Below are 12,128 nucleotides of genomic sequence, written 5' to 3'. Positions count from 1 at the left end.
CTCCCATCGACCTACAAGGCGTGCTCGCCGACCCAGATCCGCTTTCCGGCGTGCCGTTTCGTGTTGATCGTCATCACCACGCCGCGGGGGCTGACGACGACGTGGTCGATGTCCGTGCCGCTCTCACCGAGAGGGACGCTGTGCAGGACGAGCCACCCGGACGGGAGGGCGTCGAGGAGACCGGCGATTTCGAGTTCCCCGAGAATGCCTACGAACCAACTACGGGCATGACTCGGGATGCCCGCCTGCGGGTTTCCGCCCGTGCCACTCATTTCCTGCCGTAGTCGCGCGATGAGCGAGAACGCGGGCGCTCGCCCCCGAAGGTCCGTCGCCGCGAATCCGCTCCCGTTGAACTCGTCGATCACGGGAGGTGCATCGCCGTTTCGAGTGCCCCTGACGAAAGCAGCGCAACGGCGATCGCCACGAGTCCGCCGCCGGACCAACCCGTGCGTCGCCACCGTGCAACGTCCACGCTCCGCCGAAGGCTGTTGGACCACGCATCCAGCGTGCCATCCCGATGCGGCAACTCCGTCGTCGACCACGTCTGCGGGCGGAGAACAGCATCTCGAACGGCCGCGACGTCGACCGGTCCCCGCGGTGGCTTGACTCGACGAGCGAGGCAGGATCGTACCCGCTCGAGGCGGACAACGGCGATCCCCTCGGGCTCCTCGCGAATGATGAGCCTCTTCGCGCCCACGACGACAATCATTGCGAGAACATCGACCGGGGAGCCGATCGCGGCAGCGATTTTCCGCGCGGCGCGTTCCGCTTCGAAGCGAGAGTTGCGAAGGTACGGCTGTTTCCGCCCGTTGACGAGGATCGCTTTCGACGCGACCCAGACGTCGCGCCCTCGTGATGCTTGGTGTTGACAGTGATGACCCGGCCGGTTGGCGCGAGCAGAACATGATCGATGTCGCTGCCGCGCTCCCCCACGGGCACAGAGTGCAACACCACCCATCCGTCGGGAAGCTTCGCCAGGGCACGGGCAACTGCCAGCTCGCCGACTGCACCGACGTACCAGGCACGATGCTCCGACGGGATGGGATGTACGCCAAAGAGACGACCCAACGGGCCCCTTCTGTCCGCAACTGGCATCTGCGCCCGAAGCGTCTCGAACAGCGACTCCCCCGGCAAACGGTCCTGCAACGACCCTTGAACCATCCCCCACCTCCTCGCCGACGGTAGCGAGAAGCGGCACACGCTCTCCCCTCCCAGTTGAAGGGACACCATTGCAAGGACGTGGGCCAGCGAGTCGCTTCAGGTCTCGCATCCTGCTCCGGATGTCTTCCAAACCGCTCTACAGCTGGTTCGTCACGTTCAAACGGCACGACCCGCGCTCGTGCCCGGCGCTGTCCACTGGCAACTCTGAGCGAGTTTGATGGTAGCGTTCGTCGGCGCGGTGGTCTCAGCCTTCGCGCTCGGAAGGCTCATCTCCGCCCACTGCACTCGACCAGCGCCGCCTACGCTGACGGCATTCTTCCCAAACCGAGAGCCTCCGCGATGGCGATATCGTACCGGGCGGCAACCCCTGGTCGGGCCTTGGAACGCCGGGACGTCGCCGCTCGCGCGTTCACTAGCGAGGGTCGTTGTGATGGTCACCCACGACGGCGAAGGCGAACACGACAGCGATGAGCGACAACCCATCGCGGCGATGACGGACACACGCTCCCCGATGCAGTTTCCATGATGCTGACGCCAGTAGGAGCGCGGCGACAGCTACCGGCACGCGCGACACGTCATCGATCAGGCGACTCTCACCTTGGATGTACGTCCGATCTACTCAGGCTTGTGCTCTGATGTCCTGGGTGTCTCCTACTCGGTCGAGGTGCTGTCACTGGGGCTGTGCGCAGACGACGTCGCTGGTCGTGCCGCTACTCGAACACGGGCACGGAGGCGTAGGCGAGGACGGTTTGCCAGTGGCGGGACTCGATGGTTGGGACACCCAAGTGAGTGTTGCCAACAAAGCGCCACGTCTCGTCGTCGAGCTGCGACAGTGTGCCGAGTGTCGTCGAGTCGTCGTCGCGGAGCGTCCACTCGTTCGGCTCGAACTGGCGGATGGCGAAGTGTTGGTTACGCCAGCGGTAGTAGCGGTAGTTGCCGTCGACGGGTGGCAGCTCGGCGGGCAGAAAGTGTGTCGGATCCTGGGGTGTACTCTCGGCGGTCACAGATTCACCGTACCGAAGCCGGGCCCGCCGGCTGATGGACCTGCATCGCTGTGTACCGCCGGTGGTGAATCAGCTCCACCGCCCGTACTGCGAGCTGCGCACCGCCGGCGTCGATGAGGTAGCAGAGCGGGCCCGGTTCGCCAAACGCGTGCACCAGGTGGTGGCAGCCGCCCTCGTTGTAGTCGCAAGGGTCCTGCATCCGCCACTACTTCGGCTCATCGGTGAGGGGCAAATTGGCCACTGGTGGCGCGACAAGTTGGGTACCAATCGCGAGAACTTGCATTTCAAGACGGCAGCTTGTCCTTCACTTCACATGAGCTGACGGACGACAGTGTCCAGAACGGCCCTGTGGCCCCGACCTTCTCAGTTCCGATAATAGTCATTCTCGGAAGCTGATGCCGGGGGGTGAATCGAGGAGCCCCGGTGTCGCCGCGCGAATAACTTGTCTCCTTCGCACACAACTTGTCGCCGCAGCGCGTTCCTCGGTGCTGCCTTCGTCAGGGGTCGCCTCCCGGCGAGTCAGGAGCAGCGTGCCGTGCGCGCTAGGTCGCCGGCGGGGTGAACACGGCGTTCGGCAGGGACGTGCTCGAGCGGGACGCGCAGCGATCTGGTCCCCGCGCTGGCGTCACCCGACTGGAAGTGCCGCACCCTTGCTCGGGTACGTGAGCGGTGTTGCGTTTAGCGCCCCTTCACCGGGCATTTTCGCGGGACAGTCATACGGGAATCCCCAGGTCAAGCAGGACACGACCAAGTTGTCGTGGTTGTCGCCGCCAGCCGTGATCCGGCGGACGACCGGCTATCGGACGACCATCAGAACCTCCATCAGCGACGCTGGTAGGCACCGACGACACTTTCTGCAGGATCGGCCGCGGCCACACTCAGTCACCTGCACGTACTAGGGTTCGCGCGTGCCCGCGTTCTCCACCGATGACATCCTCGGCAACAGCCTGGACTTCGAGATCGCCCGCGATGGATTCGTCGGGAGGCTGCCGACCGATGCTGCGTTGCGAGACGCAGAGACGTGGCTTCGGCGCGAGGGCTACCGGGTCGTAGAGCTGGACGCCGGGGCCTGGAGGGAAGCCAAGCAGATGCACATCGCCTTCGCGGCGAGCCTCCAGTTCCCCAGCCACTTCGGGATGAACCTGGACGCGCTCAACGACTGCATGTCAGACGTTGCCGAGGCGGACTACGGGTGGGATGCGTCTGAGACTGGCCTCGTCCTCATCCTGTCCGGCTTCGACCGATTCGCTCAACGACTTCCACAGACCGCCGATCACGTGCAGAACATTCTGCGGAGGCAAGGACGCTACGCAGCTCTGTTCGGCAACCGGCTCCTCACGATCGTTTCCTGAAGAGGATCCTGTTGCGGGCATCACGATCACCTCGATAAGACGCTGGCTGGCCTGTGAGAATGAGCCATGCCCGTCTTTCTCCGACCGTGGTCACGTAGCGATGCGCCGGCGCTCCTCTCCGCCCGTTGGTCAAGCCCCGACCTGGACACGCAGTTCAATGGAGCGGATCTCACACACGAAGCGCAGGCCACCGACTACATCGGGAACTTCCTACCGTTCAGTGACTCGGTGAAGAACTGGGCCGTCGTCGAGGACGGCGTCGCCGTCGGGAACGTTGGACTCTCCGCGATCGAACCACGACACCAGACAGCGTGGGCGTACTACTGGCTGGCCGGAGGAGCTCGCGGCCGCGGCTACGCATCGCGAGCATTGCAGGCCGTCGCTGAATGGGCGTTCGATGCGGGGTTGTTCCGACTCGAGCTCGGGCATCGGGTGAACAACCCCGCCTCGTGCCGCGTCGCCACAACAGCCGGCTTCCTGGCGGAAGGCATCGAACGCCAGAAGCTGCGCTACGGCGCTGAGCGCTTCGACGTCGAGACCCACGCACGTCTTGCAGACGACCCAGATACGACCACAAGCGCTCTTGCGTTCCAGACCGCCCGGTGAAGGATCGGGTACCGGACTCACCACCGGCGAGAGTTGGAGGACGGACGAGTCGAATTGCGGCGGTCATCCGACAACCACGACTCGGGTTGGCGACTCGTCTTGGACCGGCGTTTTCGGTGAGTCAACGTCGAAACGCGTCGCCGCCGTCGCTCTGCTCGCGGCCGCGCATCACCCACCCCTGGAGAAATGGAAGGCCCACCGCCACCGCCAGTCCGATCACGTACACGAAGATTGTGGAGCGGGCGTCGTGGTTCTGTGAGTAATTCGACCACCGAATCCGCAACACGACCTGCACCAACGGGCCCAGCGCTGCGATGACTCCGCCCGGTAGCACGGTCAGTAACCACGTCTTGCGCCATGTCCGTTCCTTCCCGGCCCAAAGCGCGATCGCGCCAGTTGTCGCGCCTATCGCGACTCCGCCCCAGAACCATGACGCCCCCGACATTCGCCAACCGTCGTGTGTCCACCACGCTTCGATCAAGGCGGTCGTGCGTTCCCATGCATCGGACGACACGTATCTTCCCGGCGCCGACGGCAATGGCCACCCGATGATCGCAAGAACACCAGTGACAGCAGCCACTAGACCGAGCAACCACGAAAACAACCTGCGATGGTCGACCGGTTCAACGTCGAAGGACTCGATGCTCACCGTCGCACAGACCAAGGAGTTCTGAAGCTCATGGTCGGAGCGTATCGGCCACTCTGTCCCCAGGGTCGGGCCGGCCACCTCGATAGCCGATCCTCTACCGAGAGCCAGTGCACTATGGGCAATGATGCGTAGGTACCGGCTCTGGATGGCTCGGGTCATTGGCTCGCTGACGGTGGCCCTGATCGTTCTGACGATCCTGGCGGCGGTCACGGACTTCACGCCTTGGCTACCCCTGCTTGCTGCGACCCTCGCTGCCGCTGTTCCAGGAACGATTCTGATCGCGCTGGGACCGCGAGTTGCTCGCCAGCAGGAACGGGAGCGTCGTGCGCAACAGAACCAGCGTGTCCGTTAGCCGATCCTTCACCGGGCATAGTCACGCGGGCCGAGTCGTGTTTGTCGAGCCACTGGCTATCGGGCACGAAGGCGCAGCAGGTCCCACAGTGGGAGAGGGCTATCACTGGGTTCTCGATGCCCCCCGTGCCTCCGGAAGAGCCACGGCAATCACGGTCCGTGCTATCGGAGCCGACGCAAGTTGCCCGCGCAAACCAGGATCAGGCAGATCATGCCTGCGACGGTGAAGTACATACCAGTCATCGCCGGACTCGTGACGAGCACGATGACTGCAGCGACACCGATCACGGACGCAAGAACGAGCCCAACTGACCAAAAGGTGCGAGCAGTCTTCGGGTCTCTCTCGGCAGCCATAAGTCCTCGATTCACTCGACCGGCTTGCGCCCGTCACGATGTGAGCGTAAGCCCGTTGACGAACACCATCAGGTGTTCAGGAGAACCGTGCGGCTTCGCGCGCCCCCATCCCGCACGCCTTTTAGGCTGCCGGGCCTGCGCAGGCAGACCATCACCGAGGGAGTGAGGAGCTTCGCGCAGGATGTGCCGGTGACCGATCCTCTACCGGTGCGCGGCGAGGACCAGCTGCACCGCTTGCCTGGCCGCTTCCGGCACCAGCGGTATCTGCGCGAGCGAACTCAGTTCCACCCACCTTGGCTCGTACTGGTTCAGTTCTGATGCTCGTTCGATCTCTGGGCCACCCAGCACCAACGGACCAGGGCGCACTTGGGCAGCGAAGTAGGCCGCTGGAACGGCACTGTCTACTGGAACGTCGAGTAGGTCACCGATGGTTGCTTCGAGGCCCGTCTCCTCACGCAATTCGCGCTGACACGCTTCGCGGAGGCTCTCGCCTTCCTCCACCCCGCCACCAGGGAGGACACAGTATCTCCGACCGTCTTTCAATCGATCGATGACGAGCAGGCTCTCGTCCTGGACGACGACGGCCGCTGATCTGACGCGCATCCGGACAGCACATCACGAAGCGCCTGACCTTGTGTCACAGCACGGCAATGGGTGCACCGGTAGCCGATCGTCAAACGGGCAACGCTGCGTCTCGGAACGAACGACGGCGGCTCGTGCCGGAGCTGCTAGCCATCAGACCCGCAGGAGCTCGAGGACGCCAAGTACGGCGAGAACGACGCCGGCGATGCACCCAACGAGCGCGACCAGCGTCACCGACTGCGCGTACACGCGAACTTTCCCCTCCGCTCGGAACCGGTCGATGGCCGTTGCTGCCAGCAGTGTCGCGGCCAGCGCCACAGGGACCGTGGCGATCCACGTGAGGCCGAGACTCAACCCGGCTGCTGTGACGTCGGCGGGACGAGCGTGGAGGAGGCCGCGGCCACGCTCAGCGCTGACGTCGTACGCAGCATCAATCGGGGCGGTGTGGACGTAGGTAAGGACGCACGCAAGCATCTGTGCGGCCAGGAGGACAAGAGCGAGGGTCGGCAGGACCCATGCCAACTTCACCCGGTTGCGCAGGACCGGTGTCTCCGTTTGCTCCACGGGCAGAGCCTAGGCGCCGGGATGAGCGCAGTCGTCCGATCACCGATCCCCTACCGGAACGACCACGAGCGACCGAGACGGCGTTTGGTAGCCCACCCCCTTCCGGGCAAGCAAGGCGTATAGCGCTTGGATCGTGGTGCATTCATGACGTGCGCTCTGACGACAACTCACCGGGGAACGGACGGGAACGCAGCAGCACCCCACGCAACGCGAGCGATGCCCTGACGCTACGTCGCGGACGCTCGTGCCGTTCATCCCCGACCCGCATACGCGTTACGGCTGGTAGGTTCGCGAACTGTCCCGCTGTACAGTCCGACCATGACCAGGTCAGAGGCACATCGAGGTGAGGACCGCTTCGAGCGCCTCTCCGAAGGCCTGAGCAGTGTTCTGAACCCCGACCTCGAGGTCCTCGACGCCATGGACCGCGTGATCGCGGCGTGCGTGGAGCTTACCTCAGCAACGGAAGCGGGGATCGTCCTGGGCGATGCGTCCGGGACCTTGCACGTCATCGCTTCGACGAGCGAACGCACGAGCGATGCGGAAGAGGCGCAGCTCGGCACGAACGAGGGATCGTGCTTGGACTGCTTCCGGACCGGGAAGACGATCGACGTGCCCGACGTCACCACCCACGAGATCGTGTGGCCGACGTTCGCTGAGACGATGCGCGAGAGAGGGCTTCGCGGGACCTTCGCTGAGCCGATCCGGCTGCGCGATGGGACCATCGGTTCGCTGTGTCTGTTCGCCGACCACACCGACGGGCACGACGACCGCGACGTGGTTCTGATCCAGCTGCTCGCCGACGCGGCATCCGCCGCGCTCGTGCGGCAACGCGATGCCGGCCGGTTGCGCACCTTCGAGGAGCAGATCGACGACGCAATCCAGGCACGAGTACTCGTCGAGCAAGCGAAGGGGGCCTTGGCGTACCGACGCGGCATCCGGATCGACGAAGCCTTCCAAGTCCTACGTCGAGCAGCGCACACAGCCGGCGGCGGCATGCGCGCGAGAGCCGAGGACGTCGTCCATCACGGCGCCGACCTCAGGGAAACAGCCTGAGGGGCGCCTACTGCCGGCCAGTATCTCCCGGGGTCGTCGAGGTCGATCTGGACGGGTCCAACGACCTGATGAATTCGTCGAAGAAGTCATCGAGCCAGTACGGCTCCTGGGCGATCCGGTCCTGCGGATCGCGCGGCTCGGCAGCGATCATGCCGGGAATCTACGATGCGCTACGACCCGGTTCAACCCGTCCCACGTCGCGCGGATAACGGGCCAGGGGCGAAGCGGACGTGACCCCGGAGCGACCGCGGAATCAGGCAACTCCTTCGACAGCATCAGGCGCTGCAACACCAGCGACTTTGGGGTCGTCGTCGCTGGGGACGTAAGCCGTCGTGAACCGCACACGTCAGTCTGAACACCCGATGATCGAGGGCGCCCGCAACTACGAGATGGGAGCTGCCCGCTCTTATTGGGGTGAGCGGGCAGCCGCGTGCGTCCGAGGATCAGGGACTCAGGACGCTTTCGCTTGGGCGGTAACCAGCCGCCCCGCCTCATTGTGAACCATCGTCGACAGGTGTCGTATTCCGTTGCCGGAAGTTCTCCCGCCATCGACGGCCTGGCGGCGTGAGTGCGATGTGAGCGTGCGGTGGGCTGGTCCGGTCTGCGCAGGACCTACTCTGCTGACTGCCCGCCCAGCGCGACCCTGGGTACGGTACGGGAACCCGTGGCGGATCAGGCTGCGGGACGGGCGTTGCCGGTCCGTGTTCGGGTCACGCGATTGGCAACGCTCGCCTCGCGTCAGAGCCTTGCGTGCTGGTCAGGCCTGCTGCGCGGCGACCCAGGAGTACCAGGCACTGAGCTGTGCTTGCGCATTGCCGAGGGTGCTGTGCGAACCGTGGACCTGGTTGTCGGTCGTGTGGAGCTCGTACTGATCATGGTGCTGGACGCTGCCGACGATGACGCCGTCGGCGTGGGCTGTCCAGTCGGTACCGGGCCCCTCCTGCCAGACGATGCGCTGCGGTCGAACCATGAATGCGGCTTCCTGTAGGCGCCTTCGCAGAAGACCCGCGAGCTGACGACATCTCTCAAAGTACGCGCCCACGATGTGCGAACAAGCTGCCCTCTCGACCTGGCTGAGCCCACCGCTCCGCCGTCGAGCCGGAGACGCATCACCGACCCCGGCAACGCAGACCGATGTGCTGCACCGAAAGCCGATAGCCTCGCCCCGGGCACCTCTTCCGGGAGCTCAGGCTGGTCCACCGGGAAACTGGCGGACCAGCCGTCCGTTGCCGTTGCCGTTGCCGTTGCCGTTGGACGAGCTGAATCAGGCTGATGTCGGTGTGTTCACTGCCGTTCGGACATGCCGTAGCCCTCTCGCAAGCTCTATCGCTCCATGGGCTGACGCCACCTGACGTCCCTGCTACTCGTCTCGGAGCAACGTCTGGGACCCGGCATGATCGTTGACCCGAAGGACGATCAGCTCACCGAACAAGCGGCGCGGTGGTCCGACGGGTTGCTGAGCCGAGAGCTCGGGCCGCGCCATCCATGGCGCTTGTGCGGGTTCGGGATCAATGGCGCGCGGACGGAGTGCGTCGGACGTAGGTTCAGGCCGTCACCGGTGCAGCGTGGGGTGCTGCTGGGCAAGAGCCCGGCCCCCGGGCGAGCTGGCGGCAGGAAGCACACCATGAACGAGCTGCGAAGCAGCCTCACCCCGCTCGCCGCGTCCCTCCCCGAAGCGGATCTCGCCGCCGCGTTCCTTGATGTCGTTCATGGTGATGGTGCGTCCGTGGCGTCGTTCGGTGGCTTCGCTGGGAACGAGTCGATCTCGATCACCGATAGCCGTGCCGGCGGAATCGACCGGCTGCAGTTCGACCTCGAGGAGGGGCCCTGCTGGGACGCCTTGCAGCACAACACACCGGTCCTCGAACCCGACGTTCAACACCATCCTTCGAATCGGTGGCCCGCGTTTCTTGCTGCGGCCGCTGACGACGGTGTTGGAGCGTTGTTCGCTGTACCGCTTCGGTTCGGCCCGTTCCTCCTCGGCTCAGCCGATGTGTACGCGCGAACCCCAATGCAGGTACCAGCGGCTGATGCGACAGCTGCGATGACGCTCGCCGCCGCTGTGAGCCGGCGGGTACTGCGCCGCGTCCTGACCCGCCACGACGATGGTGCGCCGCTGCGACTGCGTGAGCGGGCTGTGCACCAAGCCGCCGGCGTTGTACTCGCTCAGGTTGGCCTTGCACCAGCGGACGCATACCTCCTGATCCGAGGGCACGCAGCAGCCCGGAATGAGACGGTCGCGGACATCGCCGAACTGATCCTTAACCGTGAACTCTTGATCGCGGCCGATGGGGGCCTCATCACCCCGCCAGCAACTGACCACTCGCGGGCGTCACCGACTCACTAGGGCCACCGTAGAGCGCGCGGCACCCACCGAGCGTGCAGGCCGCCCCGATGAACAAAGCCGTCACACTTCAGGAGGCGGCTGAGGGTCCCGTGCTGAAACGCTTGCAATCAGTGGGACACAGGGGCAGCTGCTCACGCTTCCGCTCAAGGCATCGCGAACGAGGGAACACCATGGACACCGACCGGCAGCGTCTCATCGCCCTCGCGGAACGAGCACTCGCCGCCGAACCCGATGTGATCCCCGACAGCGTCCTATACGAGTGGGGCGACTACTACGGCGACTGGCAGCAGCCCCTGACGGTGCACTACGCCGTCACCACTCCCTCCGGCGCGGAGCACCGACATCAGCACTTCATCTGATGCCTCGAGGGCCCGGTATCGCGGACCGCTTCGGCGGACCTGTCGAAGCGTTCGGTCTTCTAGCGGCTGACACGCTCCGGAGCATCATCGCGGAAGAAGTCACTGCCGTTGCCGGAGAGATTGACCACACCCTCGCGGCGCCACTGCTTCCGCGCGCGCTTGAAGGTGGTGATGCGTGCCGCTTCGACGTTGTCGTCGCTGGTGTAGGTGCTCATGGCCGATCTCCCTATGACTGCCCGTGGTTCCCGTACCCCCTGTTTGAGGGTAGCGACACGGCAGGAACGCGCTTATCGATCCCCCGAACCACTAAGGGCCGCCCACGGAGCGCCAACAGGCGAATATCCGTTTTCGGAAGTCAGCCCTACGTATTGTGGATAAGACGAGTTGGCCGCATCATCAGAGGGTGACCGAACCGATGCGCCGCACCCAACGCGTGGCCCAGACCACTGACCCTGCTGTCGCTGCGGATGCGATCGCGCGCACGCATGTGACGCACGGCGTTGACGTGGACCCGGGCGGTGCGACGTTCGCGTTCGAGGAGCGGGTGCGTGGAACGCGGTTGTTGTCGCTGGAGTCGACGGCCTGCAGTGGCGTGGTCAGGGGCACGATCGAGCCGGACAGTGCGATGGTGCTGGTCTGGTTGAAGTCCGGACGGGGCACCGTTGACGGGCACCGCGTCCCGATCGGCCGGCCCGTGCTGTTCCGGAACGCGCCGCAACCGGTCCGGTTCGAGTCGTTCCAGAAAGATGTCATCCGCATCGACCGGGCGACCGTCGAGCAGGTCGCTGCTGAGCGTGGAGATTGGGCGCCAGGACCGTTGGAGTTCCAGCCGAGGCACGTTCCCGAGGGGCCGACACTGGCAGCCTTTTGGTTGATGGTCCGCGCGGTCGCCGCGGAAGTGCTCGCCGGACCGGAAGAGGTGTCAGAGGAGCGGGAACGTGAGCTGACCCGGTTCGCTGCCGGCGGCCTGCTGACGGCGATTCCGCACTGGCCCGCCGGACGATCCAGCCCACAGACCGCTGCGAGTGCCCGGTTTGCACGGGCCGAGACGTTCCTGCTCGAGCACGCGACTGAGCAGATCACCGTCGCCGACATCGCCGATGCTGCTGGCTTGAGCGTCCGTGGCCTCCAAGCTGCCTTCAGCCGGCATCACGGCATCACACCGTTGGCCTACCTTCGACGCATTCGACTCCTCCTGGCGCGAGAGCAGCTGCAATCCGAATCCGACCTGCCCATCGCGGAGATTGCGCGTGGAGCGGGGTTCGCGCACCTCGGACGGTTCGCGGGTTCGTACCGGGACGAGTTCGGCGAGCTCCCCCGCCGCACCAAACAGGTCGCCCGCGGCTGGTGACCCGGATTCGTCCGGCGTGCAGCGCTACTCAGCTGGTCGTGGCCGGACTGTAGCGCGTCAAGCCGCCGGGCGGAGCATCACGCCGATGCCTGATCTCGGGGTCACCGTTCTCGCCCCGACAGGGAGCCCTGCATGCTGTTGCCACTTTCCATGCCGAGTGACATTGTCTGGACCGCAGTGACGGCTGACCTCTGGTCGGCGTCCCGCTCGGACGGCACCCTCCTCGGCGACGTCACGCGATCGGACCAATACTCCGCCCACAGTGCTGACAACGCGGTCACGGGAACGCACAGCTCCTTGGAACCCGCGCGGAGCCAGATCGAAGCCCGCGCCCGCTGGCTGCGCTCCCGCACCCACCCCGCTTAGCCGCCCCGCCACAGGCTGGCTGCGCGGCG

At 65.3% G+C, this 12,128-nt stretch carries 15 protein-coding genes; 6 read left to right on the top strand and 9 right to left on the bottom strand.

Annotated elements, in window-relative coordinates; all coding sequences use genetic code 11:
* Positions 1–11: 11 nt before the first annotated feature.
* The 3 genes from DEJ30_RS18135 to DEJ30_RS08460 all read right to left on the bottom strand — a co-directional run bounded on the left by DEJ30_RS18135 (position 12) and on the right by DEJ30_RS08460 (position 2,165).
* The gene (locus tag DEJ30_RS18135) at positions 12–365 is read right to left on the bottom strand and encodes a nuclease-related domain-containing protein (protein ID WP_181420057.1); all 354 of its coding nucleotides are present in this window, start codon (positions 363–365) and stop codon (positions 12–14) included.
* A 340-nt stretch (positions 366–705) separates the two neighbouring features.
* Positions 706–1,095, bottom strand: coding sequence for a nuclease-related domain-containing protein (locus tag DEJ30_RS18650; protein ID WP_375231873.1), 390 nt, complete (start codon positions 1,093–1,095; stop codon positions 706–708).
* Positions 1,096–1,871: 776 nt separating this feature from the next.
* Entirely contained in the window at positions 1,872–2,165 is a 294-nt protein-coding gene (locus DEJ30_RS08460) for a hypothetical protein (protein WP_110860387.1), read from the bottom strand.
* A 908-nt stretch (positions 2,166–3,073) separates the two neighbouring features.
* Here DEJ30_RS08460 and DEJ30_RS08450 point away from each other — a divergent pair.
* Positions 3,074–3,517, top strand: coding sequence for a barstar family protein (locus tag DEJ30_RS08450; RefSeq protein WP_110860383.1), 444 nt, complete (start codon positions 3,074–3,076; stop codon positions 3,515–3,517).
* Positions 3,518–3,583: 66 nt separating this feature from the next.
* Entirely contained in the window at positions 3,584–4,123 is a 540-nt protein-coding gene (locus DEJ30_RS08445) for a GNAT family N-acetyltransferase (protein ID WP_110860381.1), read from the top strand.
* Between the two features lie 121 nt (positions 4,124–4,244).
* On the opposite strand, the gene DEJ30_RS08440 is transcribed toward DEJ30_RS08445, so the two are convergent.
* From DEJ30_RS08440 to DEJ30_RS08425, 3 genes are all read right to left on the bottom strand, one after another.
* Positions 4,245–4,772: a hypothetical protein gene (locus tag DEJ30_RS08440; RefSeq protein ID WP_146238531.1), complete on the bottom strand. Its 528-nt coding sequence runs from the start codon at positions 4,770–4,772 to the stop codon at positions 4,245–4,247.
* A gap of 906 nt (positions 4,773–5,678) precedes the next feature.
* The gene (locus DEJ30_RS08430) at positions 5,679–6,080 is read right to left on the bottom strand and encodes an NUDIX domain-containing protein (RefSeq protein ID WP_110860375.1); all 402 of its coding nucleotides are present in this window, start codon (positions 6,078–6,080) and stop codon (positions 5,679–5,681) included.
* A gap of 132 nt (positions 6,081–6,212) precedes the next feature.
* On the bottom strand, positions 6,213–6,623 hold the full coding sequence (locus tag DEJ30_RS08425) for a hypothetical protein (RefSeq protein ID WP_110860372.1): 411 nt from the start codon (positions 6,621–6,623) through the stop codon (positions 6,213–6,215).
* 318 nt (positions 6,624–6,941) lie between these two features.
* On the opposite strand from DEJ30_RS08425, the gene DEJ30_RS08420 reads away from it, so the two are divergent.
* A complete protein-coding gene (locus DEJ30_RS08420; protein ID WP_110860370.1) occupies positions 6,942–7,676 on the top strand; it encodes a GAF and ANTAR domain-containing protein in 735 nt (244 codons plus the stop codon).
* 7 nt (positions 7,677–7,683) lie between these two features.
* Here DEJ30_RS08420 and DEJ30_RS18130 read toward each other — a convergent pair whose 3' ends face one another.
* Together DEJ30_RS18130 and DEJ30_RS08415 are read right to left on the bottom strand one after the other, a co-directional pair.
* Entirely contained in the window at positions 7,684–7,827 is a 144-nt protein-coding gene (locus DEJ30_RS18130) for a hypothetical protein (RefSeq protein WP_181420055.1), read from the bottom strand.
* A gap of 606 nt (positions 7,828–8,433) precedes the next feature.
* Positions 8,434–8,646, bottom strand: a complete 213-nt coding sequence (locus tag DEJ30_RS08415) for a hypothetical protein (protein WP_110860368.1) — start codon at positions 8,644–8,646, stop codon at positions 8,434–8,436.
* A 654-nt stretch (positions 8,647–9,300) separates the two neighbouring features.
* Between DEJ30_RS08415 and DEJ30_RS17805 the strand changes: the two genes are divergently transcribed.
* The gene (locus DEJ30_RS17805; RefSeq protein ID WP_146238530.1) at positions 9,301–10,023 is read left to right on the top strand and encodes an ANTAR domain-containing protein; all 723 of its coding nucleotides are present in this window, start codon (positions 9,301–9,303) and stop codon (positions 10,021–10,023) included.
* Positions 10,024–10,193: 170 nt separating this feature from the next.
* Positions 10,194–10,382: a hypothetical protein gene (locus DEJ30_RS08400; RefSeq protein ID WP_110860361.1), complete on the top strand. Its 189-nt coding sequence runs from the start codon at positions 10,194–10,196 to the stop codon at positions 10,380–10,382.
* A 59-nt stretch (positions 10,383–10,441) separates the two neighbouring features.
* On the opposite strand, the gene DEJ30_RS18125 is transcribed toward DEJ30_RS08400, so the two are convergent.
* Positions 10,442–10,597 (bottom strand): hypothetical protein, encoded by a 156-nt coding sequence (locus DEJ30_RS18125; protein WP_181420054.1) that lies wholly within the window; start codon positions 10,595–10,597, stop codon positions 10,442–10,444.
* A 188-nt stretch (positions 10,598–10,785) separates the two neighbouring features.
* Here DEJ30_RS18125 and DEJ30_RS08395 point away from each other — a divergent pair, with 188 nt between their 5' ends.
* Positions 10,786–11,733, top strand: a complete 948-nt coding sequence (locus DEJ30_RS08395) for an AraC family transcriptional regulator (RefSeq protein WP_146238529.1) — start codon at positions 10,786–10,788, stop codon at positions 11,731–11,733.
* Positions 11,734–12,128: the final 395 nt, after the last annotated feature.

The organism is Curtobacterium sp. MCPF17_003 (genome assembly GCF_003224385.1).
Lineage (GTDB): Bacteria > Actinomycetota > Actinomycetes > Actinomycetales > Microbacteriaceae > Curtobacterium > Curtobacterium flaccumfaciens.
This window is presented reverse-complemented; position numbering and strand designations above follow the sequence as displayed.